The organism is Yersinia hibernica, assembly GCF_004124235.1.
In the GTDB taxonomy this organism is placed as follows: Bacteria; Pseudomonadota; Gammaproteobacteria; order Enterobacterales; family Enterobacteriaceae; genus Yersinia; species Yersinia hibernica.
Genome location: NZ_CP032487.1, coordinates 4,007,357 through 4,027,754 on the forward strand (window position 1 = coordinate 4,007,357; position 20,398 = coordinate 4,027,754).

Sequence of the window (20,398 nt, forward strand, 5' to 3'; positions counted from 1 at the left end):
TGTTTCAACTCACCGCCAGTCATCCCACTTTAGTGCCGCAAATCATATTCTCATTGATTAATGCTGCGGGTCTTTATCCGAAGGCTGTTTGCCTTTTTTGGTCCATTCTCGCAGCCGCTGAATGTGCAAATACAGCGCAGGAATAAACAAAATCCCCACAGCAGTGGCCATCAGCATGCCGCCAAACACGGTAATACCGATAATCTGGCGGCTCATCGCCCCCGCGCCACTGGCAAAGACCAGCGGCATCACGCCGAGAATAAATGAGATTGCCGTCATCATCACCGCCCGAAAACGCTGCCTTGCTCCATCTTGCGCCGCCTGAGCAATCGTCGCGCCCTCCTCGCGCCGGGCTTTGGAGAATTCGACAATCAATATCGCATTCTTGGCCGCCAGCCCTATCAAAAGTACCAAGCCGATTTGTGCATACACGTCGTTAGCAAAACCCATAGCTGATAACCCTGCTACCGCCCCGCCAACAGCAAACACCACCGACAGAATGACCACCAGCGGGATACTCCAGCTCTCATACTGAGCAACCAAGAACAAGTAAGCAAATACCAATGCAGCCAGATAAATAAACATCACCTGCCCGCCGGTTTGCTGCTCCTGCCATGACATCCCGCTCCAGCTATAGCTGTAGCCTTGCGGTAAATTCTGCGCCAATAGCGCTTCCATTGCCGCCATTGCCTGCCCCGAACTGGCCCCGTCGGCGGCAGAACCACTCACCGCGACCGAAGGGAATTGGTTGAAATTGCTGATAAAAGGCGCGCCAACCGACGGCGTCAAAATCACCAGATTCGCTAAGCTGACCAAAGCACCATTATCACTACGTACATTCAAACTATTGATCTGCGCAGTTCGCTGACGGAAATCCATATCATTTTGTAATTGCACCCGGAACATGCGGTTATTGATAGTGAAATCACCGGCATTCATTCCGCCGAGCGAAGTTTGTAAGGTCTGGAAAATGCGGCTGACCGGCACTTGTAATAATGCCGCGCGCGCGCGGTCGATACTCAGATTAATTTCCGGTACTGAAGCACTGAATGTCGTGAATACTCGGCTCAGTTTTGGGTCCTGATTGGCGGCAAAAATAATCCCCTGACTGACTTGCGCCAGTTCCTGCGGTGTCTGCCCCAGCAGTGCTTGAATCCGCAAATCAAAACCGGAAGCACTGCCCAAACCTGCAATCGCCGGTGGATTGACAGCCATAATCATCGCCGAGGGAATCGCCGCCAGATTAGCCTGAATATTCGCCAATACCTGATTAATATGTGGCCGTTGCCCCCACGGTTTGAGCATCACAATAGCAAAACCGGCATTAGGTGAATTATTACCGCTGAGCAAACTAAAGCCGGTAATTTTTATGACATCCTCAACAGCATCATTGGCGGTTACCTGCTGGTACATTTGATCCATTACTGTCTGAGTGCGATTTAGAGAAGCACCATCGGGTAGTTGTAAACTGACGAAGAAATAACCTTGATCCTCTTCCGGCAAAAAAGAGGTCGGCAGGCGGGTATACCCCCACCAGGTCGCAAAACCCACCAGCAGCAGGGCGGCGACACTGAATACGGCACGGCTACTGATTCGCCCCGTCAATGCGACATAACCATCGCGGGCACTGTCCAGCCCGCGGTTAATTCCCCCAAAGACGCCGGTGCTCGACAGTGTGCGGCGCTTGAGTAATACCGCACACAGTGCCGGGCTTAATGTTAAGGCATTGATACTGGACAAAATAACTGCGGCCGAGAGCGTGACGGCGAACTGCCGATACAGTTCACCTACAATGCCCGGTAAAATGGCGATGGGCACAAATACCGCCATCAGCACCAGTGTGGTGGCAATAATTGGCCCAGCAATCTGGCTCATTGCCTGCTTGGTTGCTTGCGCGGGGGTGAGATTCGGGTCATTGGATAATAAGCGCTCGACGTTTTCGACCACGACAATGGCATCATCCACCACGATGGTCAGTGCCAAAATAATAGCAAACAAACTGAGGGTATTGGCTGAGTAACCAAAGACATACAGCACAGCAAAAGTGCCCAGCAGTGAAACCGGGATGGTGAGCGCGACAATAAAAGTCGCCCGCATACTTTGTAAAAACAGATACACCACCGCCAGCACCACAATCAGGGTCAAGGTCAGTGAAAGCGCAATTTCATGCAAGGTGGCGGTGACAGGTAAAGTCGAGTCATAGTTGATTTCATAGGTCAAATCCGGCGGGAAAGAGGCCGCTAGACGGGCCATTTCATCGCGCACACCATTTGCCACATTTAATGCATTCGCGCCGGGTACCGGGTAAACCACTAAAAATGCCGATTCAGTCTGGTTTTGCGCGGCACTGACTTGATAATTCTGCGCCCCTAATGCCACTCGGGCAACATCACCCAGCCGAATCATACCGCCTTGTGGATTGCTGCGAATAATAACATTAGCAAATTCTTGTGGGTCGCTCAGCCGCCCCTGGCCGCTGATGGTCAGGGTTTGTTGTTGGTTGGGCATCGATGGCGATGAACCAATCTGCCCAGCTGCAGCCTGTACGTTCTGTTGTTGTAATGCTGCGATAATGTCTTGCACGCTAACATTTAGCGACTCCATAAGTTGTGGATTCAACCAAACGCGCATACTGTAATCGCGGGCCCCAAAGACCTGTACATCACCGACACCATTGATTCGCGCAATAGCATCACGCAACTGTATGCTGGTGTAGTTACTGACAAATAGGGCATCGTGGGTCTGCTTCGGTGAAAAGACACTGACCCCCAATAACAGGTTAGAGGCCCGCTTCCGCACTGAAATACCATTCTCATTCACTTCCGCTGGGAGTTGAGCACTTACCTGAGAAATGCGGTTTTGCACCTCAACTGCCGCCATATCCGGATCCGTGCCGCTGGCGAAAGTGATACTCAGTTGATAGCTGCCGTTATTGCCACTGGTGGACTCCATATAGAGCATATTGCTGACACCATTGACCTGTGCTTCCAGCGGTGATGCAATAGCTTGCGCCACATCGCGGGCGCTGGCCCCCGGATAAACCGCACTGACTGACACCACTGGCGGCGTGATATCAGGGTATTGCTCCACCGGGATCACATGCAATGACACCCAGCCAACAATGGTTATCACCAGTGCAATAACAATGGCGAACTTGGGACGACGGATAAAGAAATGCAGCATCTGGCCCTCCCCTTAGTTCGCAGTTAGCGGCGTAGCAACACTGGCGCTCACCGTCATACCAGGCCGAACATGTTGCAGCCCCGACACAATGACGCGCTCGCCCATTTTTAGCCCATCTTTCACTTCATATTGTTGTTCGAACTGCTCGCCAAGAGTCACGGGGCGCACTTCCACCTGATCCTTATCTGTGACCACCAAAACAAAATGGCCCTGCTTATTCTGCTGCAATGCGGCAATCGGGATAGCGGCGACGGCTGTTACTGTTTCTGCGGCCAGTGACACATTGACGACGCCACCGGGTAATAATAGATGTCGCGGGTTATCAAAACGGGTGCGGATAGTCACAGTACCGGTCTGTTTATCAATTTGATTATCAACAGATTCAAAAACACCACTTTCTGGATACTGTTTACCATTTGCCAACTGAATACGCGGAGTGAAATGCTCAAACGCCAAGGCACTGTTTTCATTGCTTAAAGCAGCGCCTGCCGCTGACAACTGATAGGTGGCCGTGATGTAATCTCTTTCATTAACAGCAATTGCCACCCGGATAGGACTGAGCTGCACAATACTCACCAATGTGCCACTGGCCGGGTTAATCAAACTGCCGACATTAAAGCGGCTGTGACCAATTTGGCCTGTAATCGGGGCATAGATGCGGGTGAAACTGAGTTGCAGCTGCTGAATTTGCAGATTTGCTTGCGCCTGGGCTACTGCCGCCCGGCTGATATCCCGCTGCGCCTGGGCTTCATCAACTTCAGCCTGACTAACTGAGCGGTTATTGCCCAAACGCTGCAAACGGGTGAGCGTCACCTGCGCATGGTTGGCGCTGGCGGTTGCGCTGTCTAATTGTGCTTGCGCCTGAGTGACGGAAGCCTGATGCAAAGCGGGATCAATTTCATACAATAAATCCCCCTGTTTGACCATCTGCCCTTCAGTAAATAATCTGGCCGCAATAAACCCCTCAGTTCGGGTGGTGACATCCACCGCCTGAATAGCTTCTACCCGCCCGAGAAACTGCAATGCACTATCTGGCGTCACAGAGGTCACAACCGCGACAGTCACTGCAGGCAAAGGTGCCGCAGCCATGGCGCTATATGAGCTAATCCCCAGCATTAACACCACGATATATGCGAGTTGATGATATAGCCGAGCACATAGGGCGTGCTGCATGTTAAATGCTCGCGGGTTGCGAACCAAATTCAATGTCAACATGGTCATTTATTCCTTACTCTCGGCGGGGCAATTAATGTGGATAGGGCATAAACCAAGCTTAGTGGGATTAATAATAATCTGAAGTCACTTTAACGTCTTGCGACAAAATTTCATATCGCACACTGAAACCTAAACAGCAATCAATTGCCCACGGATTTAGAATGATACCCGCTGGAAGTAATGGGAAAAAAATTCCACGCACACTCTCAATTTGGCGGAGAAATAAAGTGGCGTATGGTAAACCGCCCAAATATTGGCACTTTGTGCATACTCAGGCATCACGCGGACTAAAGAGCCATTTTGTAATAACGGAGCAACATCCCACAGTGAACGCAGCATAATACCGCGCCCGTTAAGCGCCCACTGCAAAACTATCTCGCCGCTGTTAGATGAAAGGTGACCCGATATTTTTACCGATTTCTTGCCCTCTTTACCTTCCAGTTCCCATACCCCAACCGATTGATCCCGCTCTTGGGTAAACAAACAGTCATGTTGTTGTAATTCTTGCAACGTCGTCGGTGTACCCTGACGTTTTAAATATTCTGGAGAAGCACAAATAATACGTTGGTTTTTTGTCAGCATGCGGCTGATATAACTTTCTGAAATAGCATCATTGACTCGGATATCAAGGTCAATGCGGTCTTTAATCAAATCGATCTGCTTATCAAATAATTCAAAATGAATTTGTAGGTCAGGATAACGCGCCATTAACTCGATAATAGCGGGTGCAATATAGTTACGACCGAAACCAAAACTGCAACCGATCCGCACTTTTCCAGATGGCTGCTCTTTGATTTGAGCCACTTGGTTTTTTAACACAGTTAAACGTTCCAGAATATCAAGAGCGGATTGGTAAGTCAGAACACCGGTTTCCGTAAGCACCACTCCTCGCGAAGAGCGATGCAATAACTTAACGCCGAGTTGCAACTCAAGTTGTTGGATGCGTTTGGTCACAAAAGCAGGCGTTTGCCCCAAATTTTCCGCCGCAACCAAAAAGCTACCGCTATTAACCACTGCAATTAATACCTGGAGGTCTTTAGGTAAGGGATAGTGATCGAGACTCATTACGCTATACCTGCATTGAAATATTCATATTGATACTCTAGCGCGTTGTGATATAGCTCGACCAATTAATAACCATAAAATTTTGATGTGTATAACTAACACTGTCCTGATTGATATTTTTAGTTATTTTTGTGTTGGTTATTTGTTACTTAACGCCTCAATTATGTAATTTATTTATTTCTATCTAAATAACCTATTTTTTGCTAACTCAAGATTTATAAAGAAAAAAGATAATTCACGTTTTGTTAATTGAATAATCACAGCTAAAAACTTAAATAACCCCTACTTTCTGTGTTATTTTGTTTTGACTGCCGGTAGCACGATAAAAAATAAATAGAGCAAGCCTTTATTTAGTCATCATTTAATGGCGAAAAACCATTATTTATGCTGGAGAATATTTCATGAGCATAATTGAGCAAAGCGATGCTGTCACCAAACTCACTGATATTATTGCTGACTTTACCGCAATGATATCCACTCGTATGCCCGACGATGTCGTCGATAAATTAAAACAACTTCGTGAATTAGAAAATGAAGGTATGGCAAAAATAATTTATCACACCATGTTTGATAATATGGAAAAGGCCATAAAATTAAACCGCCCTGCCTGCCAGGATACTGGTGAGATAATGTTTTATGTCAAAGTGGGGGCCAAATTCCCTTTATTGGGTGAATTACAAAACATTCTAAAATCAGCAGTACAGCAAGCCACAATAAAGGCCCCATTGCGACATAATGCTGTTGAAATATTTGATGAGGTTAATACCGGTAATAATACCGGAAGCGGCGTACCTTGGGTCACATGGGATATTGTGCCGGATAATACCAGTGCAGAAATTGAAGTTTATATGGCTGGCGGTGGCTGTACATTGCCCGGCCGTTCTAAAGTTCTGATGCCGTCTGAGGGCTATGAAGGAGTGGTGAAGTTTGTTTTTGAAAACATCTCAACATTAGCCGTGAATGCCTGCCCACCCGTCTTGGTCGGCGTTGGTATCGCCACCTCAGTAGAAACTGCCGCGGTATTATCTCGCAAAGCTGTATTGCGGCCAATAGGCAGCCATCACTCTAATCCTATTGCTGCCGATTTAGAACGCCGCCTGGAAGAGGGCTTAAATAAATTAGGTATTGGTCCGCAAGGTTTAACCGGAAAAGCATCCGTTATGGGGGTTCATATTGAATCCGCGGCACGCCACCCATCCACAATTGGTGTTGCTGTTTCTACCGGTTGTTGGGCACACCGGCGCGGAACATTGTTAGTTCATCAGGATTTAACATTCGAGAGTATCTCCCATACTCGAGGTGACCTATTATGAAAAAAATATTAACGACCCCAATTAAAGATGAAGATTTAGTCGATATTAAAGCCGGCGATGTTATTTATCTCAATGGGACTTTAGTGACATGTCGTGACGTGTGTCACCGCCGCCTAATCGAATTAAAACGTGAAATTCCCTTTGATTTAAGAGGGAAAGCTATTTTCCACGCCGGACCTATTGTCAAAAAGAACGGCGATAAATGGGAAATGATTTCAATTGGGCCAACCACCAGTATGCGAATGGAAAGTTTCGAAAAAGAATTTATTGAACAGACTGGGGTTAAATTAATTGTCGGTAAAGGTGGCATGGGGCCAAATACCGAAGAGGGCTGCAAAACACACAAAGCTTTACATGCTATTTTCCCCGCAGGTTGCGCGGTATTAGCCGCCACTCAAGTCGAAGAAATAGAGGAAGTCCATTGGACAGAACTGGGTATGCCAGAATCACTTTGGGTTTGTCGGGTAAAAGACTTTGGGCCACTTATCGTGTCTATTGATACTCACGGTAATAATCTTATCGAAACCAACAAAAAATTGTTTGCAGAAAAGCGCGATGCCATCGTCGATGAGATCTGTGAACATGTTCATTATATTAAATAATAATGATAATCAGGAGGGCTTGCCCTCCTTTATTTATAAAAGGATATGACGATGGCAAAGTTAAATTTGTCATGGCGATTATTAGCACCAATATTGGTGGCTATTATTATCGTTTTATTTCCTTCACCCAGCGGGCTACCTGAGCATGCATGGCTATATTTTGCGATTTTCTTTGGTGTTATTGTTGGCCTTATTTTAGAGCCGGTGCCCGGTGCTGTTGTGGCCATGACAGGCCTGGCTATTATTGGCGTGCTCTCCCCTTGGTTGCTTTATAGCCCAGAACAATTAGCTGAACCGGGCTTCAAATATACCGCCAAAGCATTATCGTGGGTGGTATCTGGTTTTTCAAACTCAGTTATCTGGCTGATATTCGCTGCATTTATGTTTGGAACCGGTTATGAGAAAACAGGTTTGGGCCGACGTATCGCATTGTTATTAGTTAAAAAAATGGGCCATAAAACCCTGTTTCTGGGTTACGCCATCATGTTTTCAGAATTACTTTTAGCACCGGTCACCCCGTCCAACTCGGCACGAGGGGCTGGAATCATCTATCCTATTATCCGCAACCTACCGCCACTTTATGATTCGCAGCCCAATACTCCTGGAATACGAAAAATTGGTTCATACATCATGTGGATGGGTATCAGTGCCGACTGTGTCACCAGCGCAATATTTTTGACCGCAATGGCCCCCAACTTGTTGTTAGTCGGTTTACTCAAGTCCTCATCTGATATCACGCTGTCTTGGGGCACTTGGTTTATTGGCATGCTGCCGCTGAGCATATTATTGATAATTCTGGTGCCATGGTTAGCCTACGTACTTTACCCACCTGAAATTAAGCAGGGAAATCAAGTACCTGAATGGGCCAAAAAAGAGCTGGAGATAATGGGGCCGCTGTGTCGGCGCGAGAAAATAATGTTAGTGCTTATGATTGCCGCACTGGTGTTATGGATTTTCGGCTCCGACTTTATTGATGCCGCGATGGTGGGCTATTCAGTCGTGGCTCTTATGCTGCTAACCAAAGTTATTACTTGGGATGATATCATCAGCAACAAATCAGCTTGGAGTGTCTTCTTCTGGCTAGCATCGCTGATTGCCTTAGCCACAGGGCTTAATCAAACCGGTTTTATCTCTTGGTTCGGTCATCACATTGCCGGTAGTTTGTCCGGTTTCTCATCAACAGCCATTATGATTTTACTGGTCACTATCTTCTACGGCTTGCGTTATTTCTTTGCCAGCGCAACAGCTTATACCTCAGCATTAGCTCCGATGATGCTGGCCGCTGTATTAATGATTCCGGAAATACCTTTGATGACATTCAGCTTGATGATCGGCGCGGCCATAGGCTTAAGTAGCATCACAACACCTTACGCGACTGGCCCGAGCCCCATTTATTATGGTAGTGGTTATTTACCAACCGCTGATTATTGGCGCTTAGGTGCGATATTTGGCGTGTTGTTTCTGGTGCTGCTTTTATTAACCGGATTAATTTGGATGCCTTTGGTTATTTAACTCTCAACCCGCCTTGTTCAGCCAGAACAGGGCGGGCAATAACCTGCTATCATTATCTCCTCACTGACCTCACTTCTTGAGTTAACACCATCCTGGCACTGCACCAATAGATTCGTGATACATTGCCTTTGGAAGGTAAACCGCAAAATCCGCTTTATTCTTATTCATTTTTGCTGAAAAAATAGCAGAGCAACACCATGTTATCCTAAGCTCAAATAATAACTCAGCGAAGTTATGTTAGTTTATATTACTTTAGAGTCTTCACTTTCTGCTGATTAAACAGATCTTGTCTAAGCATGCCCAGTAGGCTTTTAGGTACAGAAAAGCGGTAAGCAGGGGTGAGGCCACGGACGGGCCGAATAATGAGTGCAGCCAACACACCTGCAATTTGAAAAATGACGGGTATAAGGGAATTCACTATGACAGACTCCATCCCACCTGAGTCACGGGCAAGAGGAGAAAACGTTTTTTTTGCCAAACGAGCCTTGCGCACCATGGCTTTGCTCGTGGGGGCAACGATTATTATTGCTGCTGCCGGCATTATCTACATCGCGTCACAATTAAATGAGCAAGCGGTATCTCAAAGCCGCTTTCTGGTGGAAAAAGCATGGGAAATGCACCAAAAATCCATAAAAACCAGAATAAAAGATAATGCTTTTTGGGGGGATGCTTATGAACACCTGCATGTCACCGTAGACACTGACTGGGCTTTTGTCAGCCAAAATCTGGGGCCATCACTTTACACAAACTTTGGTTATGAAGGTGTTTTTGTTATTGATGGGCAAGGGAAAACTCGCTATTCCGTCATCAATGGGCAGTTGGTAAGTGCCCATCTGGATGAGTGGCTCGGCGAAGATATTACGCCGTTTATTGATTCCGTGCGTCATCAGGCAGAAAATCAGTATGCCGCCACGGAAATCATCAATGTTGCTGGGCTGCCGACCATCGTTGCTGCGGCCGCCTTAACCACCGGTAATGACCCTCAAGTTAAACCTGTTGCTGGCCCGCCATCAGTTCTGGTTTTTATCAATATATTAACCCAAGCTGAGTTAAATACCTTGGGGGAAAACTATGGTATTCAACAACTTCGCATTGCGCGGGATGCGAAAGATGCCGTTGCCACCCCGTCAGTACAATTATCGTCAAATGATAACCATGACGTAATACTGCACTGGAACCAGAGCATGCCGGGCGCACAGTTGCTCAACATTTTGCTCCCATTATTGGCGCTGGTTGCCCTGATTCTTGGGCTGAGTGGCTGGTTGGTGCTACGGCGAGCCTTGTCTGAGGCCCGTGCTGCCGATGATAACAAAGCCGCTTTGATTGCGAGCGAAGAGCGGTTTCGCCACGTGGCTGAAGCTGCCACCGATTGGCTATGGGAAACTGATGCCGACCTGCGCATCACCTATTTGTCCCAGCGATTTTTGACCATTACCGGGCTCAGTGTCGAGCGCTGGCTAGGCCGCAATCTTGACTCATTATTACATTGCGACGTTATCCCACTGCGATCCTGGCTGCAATATACGCATTTGACGGATTCCCGCAATGAACTGCAATGCACATATGTCTCGGCCAAAGGCGATAAACGTATTTGCCGAATTTATGCCAAACCCATTATCAAAAATGGCGATAATATCGGTTTTCGCGGCACCGCCTCTGATATCACCCGAGAGATAGAAGCCCAGGAGCGGATCCAGCATCTTTCGCTGCATGATACGCTAACGGGTTTACCCAACCGCCTGCGCATGAAAGAGTTTCTGGAAAATAAACTGCACAACTTAACGGCATCACCACATCCGTTGGTCATCCTCAATGTTGATTTGGATAAATTTAAGCCGGTTAATGACACTTTTGGCCATATTGCGGGTGATCAGGTGCTACATCAGGTCTCCGAGCGCCTGAGAAGCTGTTTGCGTGACCAAGATTTAGTCGCGCGCCAAGGCGGGGATGAATTCATTTTGATTATTACAGGGCTTTCTTCAACCAAAGAAATTGAACAGCTCTGCACACGTGTTATTACGCGAATTGAAAGTCCGTATGTCATTAATGAAAAAGATATTTTCATCAGTGCCAGCATTGGTATTGCACTGGCACCACAGGACTCAATGCAAGCTGAGGAGTTATTACGCTTTGCTGATATTGCTATGTATGAGGCCAAAAATAGCGGCAGCAGCCGTTGGAGTTTCTATTCCAGCGAAATGAATGACCGCTTAATGCAGCGCAGTGAATTAGAGCGTTTTTTAGGTCGTGCCGCAGATTTAGTGGTAATGGTTAATTGTCAGATACCATCCGATGATCTTATCGTGCATTTCTTCTGATTTTGAGAAGCAGATAGTCTTGCGGGCTAACCGTTTGAGATGGGTTCGCAAGTTCAGATTATGTCGCTCTATCCTCTGGGTGTATTTCTTGCTGATAACATGACTGGTTGAGGACAATAAAGTGCGGTATACCGGCCAGGCATCGGTCATGTAGAAGGCAATGCTAAACTGGCTCAGCAAAACCAGAAGACGCTTTAATGTCAAAGCATTTCGCGGGCCAAATACATGGGCGATAACGCGCTTTCGGATGCGGTCATAGGCATAAAACAGCCAGCGTTGATTGCCTTTACAGCGGACATATGACCACTGCTCATCGGCTTCACAGCAGATAACCACCTCTGCGCTAGGCTCTACGTTTTGCGCTACCTGGTGCGGCGTAAGTTTTTTAGATGACGCAGAACGGTATTGAGGCTTATCCGTAGAACCCGTGCTGTATCGCGGCATCCGGAGCCGTTCATCGCCATATCAACGATGGCCTGATGGGTTTCGGGTTTAGCTCCGTTGTAGCGATAGCTGAGCTGGAAGGTCTTCAGGCATTGGTTACAGCGATAGAGCTGCGCCCCTGAGCCGGAGTGGCCGTTTCGGATAACCCCATGAGTTTCAGAACAGCGAGGACAAACCACATCAATCTTTGCCATCAATCATCCAAAGGGTAAAGAGTACACCAACACTAAGTTTGCGTCACGACCGTTTTTTACGCCATGCGATTAAACATAATGAATTTAGCCTGTACTACCAACCGCGCTATCGCATTGAAGGAACGAAACTTACCGGTGCCGAAGCTCTAGTGCGCTGGAATCATCCGGTATTAGGGTTGCTGATGCCGGATCAATTTATTGCTCTGGCGGAAGAAACAGGGCTGATTACTGCCATTAGTGACTGGACGATGCTACAAGCCTGTCAGGATGCCGCAACATGGCCTGAATCACTGATTATTTCAGTCAATATTTCTGCTATTGAATTCCGGAACCAACGCCTGATTGAGCGTGTACGGCAAATTTTGCTGCTGACCGGGCTACCAAGTCATCGGCTGGAACTGGAAATCACCGAGCGGATAATGATTGAAGATGCGGATGGGGCATTTAAAACCATGACAGCATTGAAAGCCCTGGGAGTGCGTTTATCAATGGATGATTTTGGTACCGGATATTCATCACTCAATTATCTGCGCCGTTTCCCATTCGATGGGCTGAAGATTGATAAGAGCTTTATCGATGAGCTCACACAGTCCCATGAAGGGGAATCTATTGTTGAAGGCATTATTAATCTTGGACATGCTCTGTCTATGACAGTAACCGCCGAGGGTGTCGAAACGACGGAACAACTCAAGCATCTCCAACAGCTAATGTGTGATGAGGTTCAGGGCTACTTATTAGGTAAGCCAATGAAATTAAATGAGTTATTAAACCTCACCCACCAAACAGACTAGGTCGGATTAAATGTCAATAGGGGCCACTCAACCTCAATACCACGGGTTCAAAGAGGCTGAGTGGCCACCACAGGTTACGGGGTAGCTTGGCTTTTTGCCTTGAAATTAATGATGTCGTAGACCAAGGTATCCATCGTACTTTCCACTTCGTCCGCTGTAATCGGTGACCCGCTATTACTCACGTCCTTACCATAAGCCTTGCGCACCACAACAATGACTGGTTTACCGGTATTGGAGTCGATAACCTGTATCTCTAGATAGAGCGCCGTGCGTTGGCCACGATTACCTGTCGCCGCCATGGTTCCGGCAATCACCGCCGCTATTGGTATCATTTCATAGACTTCAATATCTTTATCTTCAGCAGAAACCGCGGTAATCGCCCCCCGCACAATCAAGGTATTACGTTTTTTTGGCGAGTTGACTAGCGGTAATTGCCGGCTAACCGCCTCTTTAAGTCTTTTATTCGCGTAAGCCAATACTTGATCTAACGTTTTCTGACTGACTCGCTGAGTAGGTGTTGATCTCGGGTAATAAACTAGCGGAGTATAATAAACACCAGTATATTGTTTGGCATTAAAATTAGGCGAAACCCATCGCAATATTTTCTGACCACTTGCGGATTCTGTCTCTTGTAATTTGCTGTAATCACTGAGGAAACCAGAGTATTGCGCACTGGTCGTCACTTTTGAGGCGCATCCTGCCACTAATATCCCGACGGCAAATAGCGCCGCTATCTTATAACTATTCAGAATGGCCATTATATTTTCCTATATGTTTATTAGGGGACTCAAAACAGGTATGTAGAAAAAGACCAAGAAGACAAAAAGATGAGAATGTTCTCCATTTAAATTTTAAACCATGGAAAAACATTTGCTGAATATAAATTAAAAGCCTCCGCAGAGGCTTATATTAGATTTAATCTGAGAATAAAACTGTGGTGAGAAGGAGATAAAATCAAGCAGAATTAATACGCCAAGGTGTCCAATTGATACAAGCCATCAAGGAATGCAGGAATAAAGCTCCCCGGCCCGGCAACGCGTTGAGATACCTGCCCGCCCACTTGCGACATAATCCGGCAAGCGGTGGCAACATGGTGTAGACGATCACCTTGCAGCGCACTGAACGCCGCCACCACCGCAGAGAGCGCACACCCGGTACCGACCACCCGAGTCATTAGCTTATCACCGCCAGTCACCGCAAAAACACGCTGACCATCAGTGATGTAATCAACTTCACCGGTTATTGCAACGACCGTCCGGGCCTGTGTTGCCAATTGACGAGCAGCAGGCAAAGCCGCCAGTGAAGTATCCACGCTATCAACCCCGCGCCCCATCGTTGCGATGCCACTCAATGCCATGATTTCCGACGCATTACCGCGTATTGCTACAGGCTTGAGCAGAAGTAATTCTTTAGCAAAATCAGTGCGATATGCCAGCCCACCGACAGCAACCGGGTCCAGCACCCAAGGAGTCCCCACCTGATTGGCGGCGCTGATTGCCGCCAACATGGATTCCGCTCGCGCCCGATGCAACGTACCAATATTGATAAGTAAACTGTTGGCCATGGCACTAAATTGCGCCGCCTCTTCAGGTTCAACCACCATCGCCGGAAAAGCCCCCAACGCCAGTAGCACATTGGCAGTAAATGACTGCACCACTTCATTCGTCAAGCAATGCACTAATGGGGGAGTGGCTCGAAATTGTTGCAGACTGGCGGCGGCCAGTGTGTCAGGGAATAGAACCGGTGTGACTGATGTGTCAGTGTGAATAGTCTTCATAATGCCCCCACCAGCGAACAAGAGGGGGTATCGGTGTTTAAGATACCTCGACTTCCCTCCGCTGGCATAATCCAGATCAGGTCATACGGGTATTATCTCAGCCCCCCTGTTACGAGGTGGCACCCCGAGTCAATGAACTTCATTTTTAACACAACCAGCCATACTCATCACCCAGAATTATTCTATTCTGCAAAGTTTTAGTGGCTGGCATTAGCATATTATTAGCTGCGCGCAGCGGCGATCAGCGCCTGCCCCAGCGCTAAGCCACCATCGCCGGCCGGCAAGCGCTGCGGCATCAATAATTTGAAGTCATGCAGTTGCTCGCTGAGTAATTCGCGCAGTAAGCGGTTATGTAACACACCGCCAGAAAATGCAATGGTATCAATATTATAACGCTGTGCCGCTTGGCGAGCCAATGTGGCGAAGCCCTGTGCCAGTGCGAAGTGGAAAGCATAAGCCCGCTCAGCCGGTGAGGCATCAAAAGCCAGCCATTGCTGCCAGAAAGTGGCTAAGTCCAATTGGTGAGCGCGCAGTGGCAAAGTGACGGGCGGAACTGTGCGAGGACTTTGCCATGCCAGCGCCTCCAACAAACAAGCGGCCTCGCCTTCCCAACTGATAGCCTGTGGCACAATATTCAGCGCCGCCGCCACCGCATCAAATAATCGTCCCGCAGATGAAGCCGGCGGTGCATTAATGCCACGCGCAATGGCCCGCACCAGCACTTCAGCTTGCGGCAAAGGGATTGCCGCGGCTTGCGGAAAATGTTGCCAATTCGGCACAAAGCGCTGCAATTGCGCCAATAAATTGCGCCATGGCTGGCGAGAAGCCAGATCCCCGCCGGGTAAGGCCACCGCAGGCAAACCGCCCACATATTCACAATTCTCATAATCTACCCGCAAACATTCGCCGCCCCATAAATGACCATCAGCACCATACCCCAGCCCATCCAGCGCCAAACCGATTACCGCCCCACCCTGGCGCGGCCAGCCATGTTCCGCCAAACAAGCGGCCAAATGCGCATGATGATGCAGTACTTCGATACAAGGAATATTCTGCTGTGCAGCCCACTCTTTACCGAGCCGGTGACTGACATAACCGGGGTGTGCATCCACCACCATCGCCTGTGGGGTGAAATGATAAATATCGCAAAATAGCGCTAATAATTGCTGCTGTTGCCGCGCAATATCACCATCGGTCAGATCCCCCAAGTGCTGACTCAGCACCGCATTGCTGTCACGCAGTAAGCAGAAAGTGTTTTTCATATCAGCCCCGAGGGCCAACATGGCCGGTTGCTGACTAAATCCCGGCGGCAGCTCGAAAGCATCCGGCACATAGCCCCGGGCGCGGCGCAACATTTCCGCCCCATATGGGGTAAAACGCACCAGCGAGTCATCGGCCCGCTGCACAATGTCCCGGTCGTGCAATAGCCAGTGGTCGGCAATCTCATTCAGCGCGCTTAAGGCCTGTTCATTACTCAGGGCCGGTGGCTTGCCGCTGCCATTGCCGGAGGTCATCACCAATGGGCGCGCGACCTGTTGCAGCAGCAAATGTTGTAGCGGATTGGCGGGCAGCATGATGCCGATTTCCGCTAACGTTGGGGCAATGGCGGCGCTGAGTGGGCTGTTTGGTTGCTTAGCGGCTAAAACAATGGGGGCCGCCGGGCTGCGTAATAAGCGCAATAAAGATTTATTATCAGCATCTTGCACACAATTTTTCAGCCAGTTCGTATTGGGTAACATCACCGCCAGCGGCTTGGTGGGCCGCTGTTTACGTGCGCGTAAACGGGCCACCGCCGCGGAATTGGTCGCATCGGCGGCCAGATGAAAACCGCCCAATCCTTTGACGGCCACAATGTCACCCGCCAACAGCGCAACAGCGGCTTGCTCCAGCGCAGAGAAGCCATGGGCCACGGCCTGCCCGTCCGCTCCGGTTAGCCACAGTCGCGGGCCACAATCCGCACAAGCATTGGGCTGAGCATGGAAACGGCGGTCTGCGGGGTGGTCATATTCGGCCTGACACGCCGCACACAATGGGAACTTGCCCATGGCGGTATAGGGCCGGTCGTAAGGCATGCGGTGGATAATAGTAAAACGCGGGCCACAATGGGTGCAGTTGATAAACGGGTAGTGGTAGCGGCGATTGGCCGGGTCATTCATTTCACTCAAACACACATCACAAGTTGCGGCATCTGGCACAATTTGAGTATCCATCTGCCCAGCCCCGCTGTGATGAATCACGAAATCCTGCGGGGGTTGTTCCCAGTGATAGGGTGCGCTGATGAGGCTATCAATGCGCGCCAATGGTGGGCAATCTTGCGGCAATGCCTGCAAAAAATCGCTCACTGCGGGTGATTGCCACAAATGAACCGTCACTCCGGCGCTGTCGTTGCTGACATCACCGTGTAGCCCGAAACGATGCGCAAGTTGCCAGATATAGGGGCGAAATCCCACCCCTTGCACCTTGCCTTTGATCCGCAGGCAGAGGCCGTTTTTATCCACAGAAACTCCAAACTAACAAATTCTAGGCAGCGGTTCGTCTAGCGGCAAATCCAGCCGGCGCGAGACACCAAATGCACCACATAGACGCACGTGTTGACTCTCCGTGACCTGCCCGATAACGGCAGCATCCCGGCCGAGTGGATGGCGATGTAACTCCGCCAAGACCGCATCTTGTGCTTCAGGCGAGACGACCAGCACCAACTTACCTTCATTGGCAAAATTGAGTGCATCCAGCCCCAGTAATTCGCAAATACCGCGCACCGCCGGTTTCAGTGGCAAATCCACTTCATTGATTTCCATGCCACAGCCACTGGCGGCAGCAAACTCATGCAAAATGGCGGTAACCCCACCCCGCGTAGCATCGCGCAACGCCCGCACACCGGCAATGTGGCGCAACGGCGCAATGAGCGGTGCCAGTAGGGCGCAATCACTGACTAATGCCGCCTCCAGCCCTAAATCTTCCCGTAGATTCAAAATAGTCGCGCCGTGATCGCCCACCGTGCCACTGACAATTATCCGATCGCCCGCACGGAGCAGCGCGGTGCCCCACTGGATAGCCGAGGGGATCACCCCGATACCCGTGGTATTAATGAAAATTTTATCAGCCGCACCGCGCTGCACCACTTTGGTATCTCCCGTGACTATCTCAATCCCCGCCTGCTGGGCAGTGGCCGCCATTGATTGCACAATGCGCTCTAAATCAGCCAGTGGCAGCCCCTCCTCCAGAATAAAACCGCACGACAAATAACGCGGTGTTGCGCCACTGACCGCCACATCATTCGCCGTGCCGCACACCGCCAACTTGCCAATATCGCCACCGGGGAAAAAAATAGGATCGATGACATAGCTGTCCGTCGATACTGCCAGCCGATCGCCGAGTGCAGTAAGATCCGCCAGCGCAATACGCGCCTGATCTTCGCGCTCATTCAGTGCTGGGTTAGAAAATGCCGCCAAAAATAGGGATTCGATCAAACTCTGCATGGCCCGTCCACCACTGCCGTGGGCTAGGGTAATTTCTTTTTTATTCATTGAGTTATGGCCTAATTATTGACTTAGATAGCTAGCGGTATTGGTAATAAGCGGCACAAGCCCCTTCAGAGGAAACCATCAGCGCCCCAAATGCATTATCTGGCGAGCACTCGCCACCGAACAAGGGGCATTGATCTGGCTTACAACGCCCAGTCAGCACATCGCCACAGCGGGATCGCGGGTCATCCGCCACTCGGTGTTGCTGTGGATTGAAACGCCGCTCAGCATCAAAATCCTGATATGCCACACTGAGTTGCACACCGGACTCGGCGATTTCGCCTAATCCGCGCCATTCGCTGCGGTTTTTTGCCATAAACACTTCGGCCAGCGCTTGTTGTGCCAGTAGATTGCCGCTGTCTGGCACAATACGGCGATATTGATTTTGTACACAACACCGCCCGCTGACCATCTGCTCTAGCAGCATGACCAACCCCTGCAAAATATCCAGCGGTTCAAAGCCGGTGACCACCAGCGGTTTATTGAATTGGCTGCAAATAAAGTCGTAGGGGGTGGTGCCGATCACCATGCTGACATGGCCGGGCGCAAGGAAACCGTCGATTCGCACATCAGGTTGTTGCAGTAAGCTGCGCAGGGTCGGGATGATGGTGATGTGCTGGCAGAACACAGTGAAATTCGTCAACTCAAGCCGTTTGGCTTGCTGCAATGTGAGGGCAGTGGCGGGCATGGTGGTTTCAAAACCCAGGCCGAAAAATACCACTTCGCGCGAGGGGTTATTCTGCGCCAGCATCAGGGCATCCAGTGGCGAGTAAACCACGCGAATATCCGCTCCGTGCCGTTTGGCATCCAGCATTGAACCCTGGCGGCCCGGTACTCGCATAGCATCGCCATAAGTGCAGAAAATCACCTCCGGATGGGCGGCAATCTCCAGACAACTGTCAATCCGCCCCATCGGCAACACACACACCGGGCAACCCGGCCCATGCACAAACTCCAGCCCGCCGGGCAGCAGTTGGTCAAGACCAAATTTAAAGATTGCATGGGTATGACCGCCGCACACTTCCATGATCTGCAACGGCCAGCGCTGTTGGTCCGCCAACTGCGGCAGTAAGTTTTCGATACGGCTCAACAACGCCGTCACTAATGCCGGATCTCGAAACTCATCAACGTAGCGCATCATTGGCCTCGCTGGCGACCTCATCTAAATCCAGCCCAACAGCTTGCATATGTGCTAACGCCGCCAAAGTTTGCTGGGCTTCTTCTTCATCAAGTAAGCTCATGGCAAACCCGACATGTACCAAGACCCACTGGCCCAGTAGGTCAGTCGGTGATTCGTCGCACACCAACGCGATATTGATTTCGCGTTTTACGCCACTCACTTCCACCCATGCCAGTTGGTGGATATCGTCACCCACCGCCACAATTTTGCCGGGTACGCCTATGCACATCGCTGCGCCTCCAGCCACTCCAGCCACAACTCCATCCCCTCGCCACTGCTGGCCGACAAAGCAATCACCTGAATATCCGGGTTCACCTGACAGGCATAGGCAATGCATTGCTCAATATCAAAATCCAGATACGGCAACAGGTCGATTTTATTGATAATCATTAGAGTGGAAGCGGCAAACATATGAGGGTATTTCAGTGGTTTATCTTCACCCTCGGTCACTGAAAGCACCGCGACCTTATGGCGCTCCCCCAGATCAAAGCTGGCCGGGCACACCAAGTTGCCGACATTTTCAATAAACAGCAGGCTATCATTGGCAAGCCCCAAGCGGTGGGCAGCATCATGCACCATCTGCGCATCAAGATGGCAACCTTTGCCGGTATTCACCTGAATCGCGGGTACACCGGTGGCACGAATGCGCTCGGCATCATGAGTGGTTTGCTGGTCACCCTCAATCACCGCGCAAGGCACTTGCCCGGCCAACAATTGTAAAGTGGTGGTCAACAAGGTGGTTTTGCCGGAACCGGGGCTGGAAACTAAATTCAGCGCCAAAATATGTTGCTCGACAAAATGCTCGCGGTTATGGCTGGCTAAATGGTTATTTTTGCTCAGTACATCTTGCTCGATTTGCAGCAAGCGGCGCTGCCCCATCCCCGGCGCATGGCTACCGGCTTCGCCCTGCCCATAATGCAGCCCAAGCTTATCAGCATGAACCTGCGGCGTGAAAGGCTCCACCGCGGGGGCATCAGTGTCGTCAGGTTCGGCGGCAGTCAGCGGCTCTGGCGCTTTACCATGATAGTGATGATGAACATCCCCTTGATGGTAATAATAATGGTGATGAACAATGACCGGCTGCGCGCCTTTAGCGACATATTTATTTTTATGTTTATGCTGAATTTTTGGCGGCTGGGCCGCACTTTCATGATGATCGTGGTGGCCGTCATCGTGATGATGGTGGTCGTGATGATCGTGGTGGCCGTCATCATGGTGATGATTGTCGTCGCCCTCGATCTTTCTCTCGCCGCTGGCGCAACCACAAGTCGTACACATAG

General features: G+C 49.7%; 14 protein-coding genes, 2 pseudogenes and 1 riboswitch. Of the genes and pseudogenes, 5 read left to right on the forward strand and 11 right to left on the reverse strand.

The window, feature by feature from the left end; translation table 11 throughout:
* Positions 1–57: 57 nt before the first annotated feature.
* The 3 genes from D5F51_RS18880 to ttdR form a co-directional block, all read right to left on the reverse strand.
* Positions 58–3,183: an efflux RND transporter permease subunit gene (locus D5F51_RS18880; RefSeq protein ID WP_129198468.1), complete on the reverse strand. Its 3,126-nt coding sequence runs from the start codon at positions 3,181–3,183 to the stop codon at positions 58–60.
* Positions 3,184–3,195: 12 nt separating this feature from the next.
* Positions 3,196–4,398 carry an efflux RND transporter periplasmic adaptor subunit gene (locus D5F51_RS18885; RefSeq protein WP_129198470.1) on the reverse strand — a complete coding sequence of 401 codons (1,203 nt, stop codon included), beginning with the start codon at positions 4,396–4,398 and terminating at the stop codon, positions 3,196–3,198.
* A 156-nt stretch (positions 4,399–4,554) separates the two neighbouring features.
* Complete coding sequence (ttdR, locus tag D5F51_RS18890) at positions 4,555–5,463, reverse strand: L-tartrate utilization transcriptional activator TtdR (protein WP_129198472.1); 909 nt, start codon at positions 5,461–5,463, stop codon at positions 4,555–4,557.
* Between the two features lie 401 nt (positions 5,464–5,864).
* Here ttdR and ttdA point away from each other — a divergent pair, with 401 nt between their 5' ends.
* The 4 genes and pseudogenes from ttdA to D5F51_RS18915 all read left to right on the forward strand — a co-directional run.
* Positions 5,865–6,776, forward strand: coding sequence for a L(+)-tartrate dehydratase subunit alpha (gene ttdA, locus D5F51_RS18895; protein ID WP_087768314.1), 912 nt, complete (start codon positions 5,865–5,867; stop codon positions 6,774–6,776).
* Positions 6,773–7,378 (forward strand): L(+)-tartrate dehydratase subunit beta, encoded by a 606-nt coding sequence (gene ttdB, locus D5F51_RS18900; RefSeq protein ID WP_087768315.1) that lies wholly within the window; start codon positions 6,773–6,775, stop codon positions 7,376–7,378. The genes ttdA and ttdB overlap by 4 nt, the downstream gene beginning before the upstream one ends.
* Before the next feature lie 51 nt (positions 7,379–7,429).
* Positions 7,430–8,890: an anion permease gene (locus D5F51_RS18905; RefSeq protein ID WP_129198474.1), complete on the forward strand. Its 1,461-nt coding sequence runs from the start codon at positions 7,430–7,432 to the stop codon at positions 8,888–8,890.
* A 419-nt stretch (positions 8,891–9,309) separates the two neighbouring features.
* Positions 9,310–11,142: pseudogene (locus tag D5F51_RS18915) on the forward strand (sensor domain-containing diguanylate cyclase); the annotation flags it as partial.
* Between the two features lie 6 nt (positions 11,143–11,148).
* Here the strand turns inward: D5F51_RS18915 and D5F51_RS18920 are convergent.
* Positions 11,149–11,846 (reverse strand): IS1 family transposase gene (locus D5F51_RS18920; protein WP_100273935.1). Its coding sequence is split into 2 segments (ribosomal slippage): positions 11,149–11,588 and positions 11,588–11,846, totalling 699 coding nucleotides; the frame shifts between segments, so codons are not numbered across the junction.
* A gap of 47 nt (positions 11,847–11,893) precedes the next feature.
* Between D5F51_RS18920 and D5F51_RS18925 the strand changes: the two are divergent.
* Positions 11,894–12,637: pseudogene (locus D5F51_RS18925) on the forward strand (putative bifunctional diguanylate cyclase/phosphodiesterase); the annotation flags it as partial.
* Positions 12,638–12,711: 74 nt separating this feature from the next.
* Here D5F51_RS18925 and D5F51_RS18930 read toward each other — a convergent pair.
* From D5F51_RS18930 to hypB, 7 genes are all read right to left on the reverse strand, one after another.
* Positions 12,712–13,395: a DUF3313 domain-containing protein gene (locus tag D5F51_RS18930; protein WP_129198478.1), complete on the reverse strand. Its 684-nt coding sequence runs from the start codon at positions 13,393–13,395 to the stop codon at positions 12,712–12,714.
* A 206-nt stretch (positions 13,396–13,601) separates the two neighbouring features.
* Positions 13,602–14,414, reverse strand: a complete 813-nt coding sequence (gene thiM, locus D5F51_RS18935) for a hydroxyethylthiazole kinase (RefSeq protein ID WP_129198480.1) — start codon at positions 14,412–14,414, stop codon at positions 13,602–13,604.
* A 36-nt stretch (positions 14,415–14,450) separates the two neighbouring features.
* A riboswitch (TPP riboswitch) is annotated at positions 14,451–14,551 on the reverse strand.
* Between the two features lie 84 nt (positions 14,552–14,635).
* Complete coding sequence (gene hypF / locus D5F51_RS18940) at positions 14,636–16,912, reverse strand: carbamoyltransferase HypF (protein WP_129198482.1); 2,277 nt, start codon at positions 16,910–16,912, stop codon at positions 14,636–14,638.
* A gap of 12 nt (positions 16,913–16,924) precedes the next feature.
* Positions 16,925–17,941 (reverse strand): hydrogenase expression/formation protein HypE, encoded by a 1,017-nt coding sequence (hypE, locus tag D5F51_RS18945; protein WP_129198484.1) that lies wholly within the window; start codon positions 17,939–17,941, stop codon positions 16,925–16,927.
* 31 nt (positions 17,942–17,972) lie between these two features.
* Positions 17,973–19,076 (reverse strand): hydrogenase formation protein HypD, encoded by a 1,104-nt coding sequence (hypD, locus tag D5F51_RS18950; protein WP_129199496.1) that lies wholly within the window; start codon positions 19,074–19,076, stop codon positions 17,973–17,975.
* A complete protein-coding gene (gene hybG, locus D5F51_RS18955; RefSeq protein ID WP_129198486.1) occupies positions 19,063–19,347 on the reverse strand; it encodes a hydrogenase maturation factor HybG in 285 nt (94 codons plus the stop codon). The genes hypD and hybG overlap by 14 nt, the downstream gene beginning before the upstream one ends.
* The gene (hypB, locus tag D5F51_RS18960) at positions 19,338–20,396 is read right to left on the reverse strand and encodes a hydrogenase nickel incorporation protein HypB (RefSeq protein ID WP_129198488.1); all 1,059 of its coding nucleotides are present in this window, start codon (positions 20,394–20,396) and stop codon (positions 19,338–19,340) included. Before hypB ends, hybG begins: the two co-directional genes overlap by 10 nt.
* Positions 20,397–20,398: the final 2 nt, after the last annotated feature.

What these genes read in the sequence shown, in the direction of transcription:
- D5F51_RS18930 (WP_129198478.1), bottom strand. Translation starts at nt 13,395, where the DNA reads ATGGCCATTCTGAATAGTTATAAGATAGCGGCGCTATTTGCCGTCGGG.
- hypD (WP_129199496.1), bottom strand. Translation starts at nt 19,076, where the DNA reads ATGCGCTACGTTGATGAGTTTCGAGATCCGGCATTAGTGACGGCGTTG.
- hypB (WP_129198488.1), bottom strand. Translation starts at nt 20,396, where the DNA reads ATGTGTACGACTTGTGGTTGCGCCAGCGGCGAGAGAAAGATCGAGGGC.
- hypE (WP_129198484.1), bottom strand. Translation starts at nt 17,941, where the DNA reads ATGAATAAAAAAGAAATTACCCTAGCCCACGGCAGTGGTGGACGGGCC.
- ttdR (WP_129198472.1), bottom strand. Translation starts at nt 5,463, where the DNA reads ATGAGTCTCGATCACTATCCCTTACCTAAAGACCTCCAGGTATTAATT.
- ttdA (WP_087768314.1), top strand. Translation starts at nt 5,865, where the DNA reads ATGAGCATAATTGAGCAAAGCGATGCTGTCACCAAACTCACTGATATT.
- D5F51_RS18885 (WP_129198470.1), bottom strand. Translation starts at nt 4,398, where the DNA reads ATGTTGACATTGAATTTGGTTCGCAACCCGCGAGCATTTAACATGCAG.
- hybG (WP_129198486.1), bottom strand. Translation starts at nt 19,347, where the DNA reads ATGTGCATAGGCGTACCCGGCAAAATTGTGGCGGTGGGTGACGATATC.
- D5F51_RS18905 (WP_129198474.1), top strand. Translation starts at nt 7,430, where the DNA reads ATGGCAAAGTTAAATTTGTCATGGCGATTATTAGCACCAATATTGGTG.
- ttdB (WP_087768315.1), top strand. Translation starts at nt 6,773, where the DNA reads ATGAAAAAAATATTAACGACCCCAATTAAAGATGAAGATTTAGTCGAT.
- D5F51_RS18880 (WP_129198468.1), bottom strand. Translation starts at nt 3,183, where the DNA reads ATGCTGCATTTCTTTATCCGTCGTCCCAAGTTCGCCATTGTTATTGCA.
- thiM (WP_129198480.1), bottom strand. Translation starts at nt 14,414, where the DNA reads ATGAAGACTATTCACACTGACACATCAGTCACACCGGTTCTATTCCCT.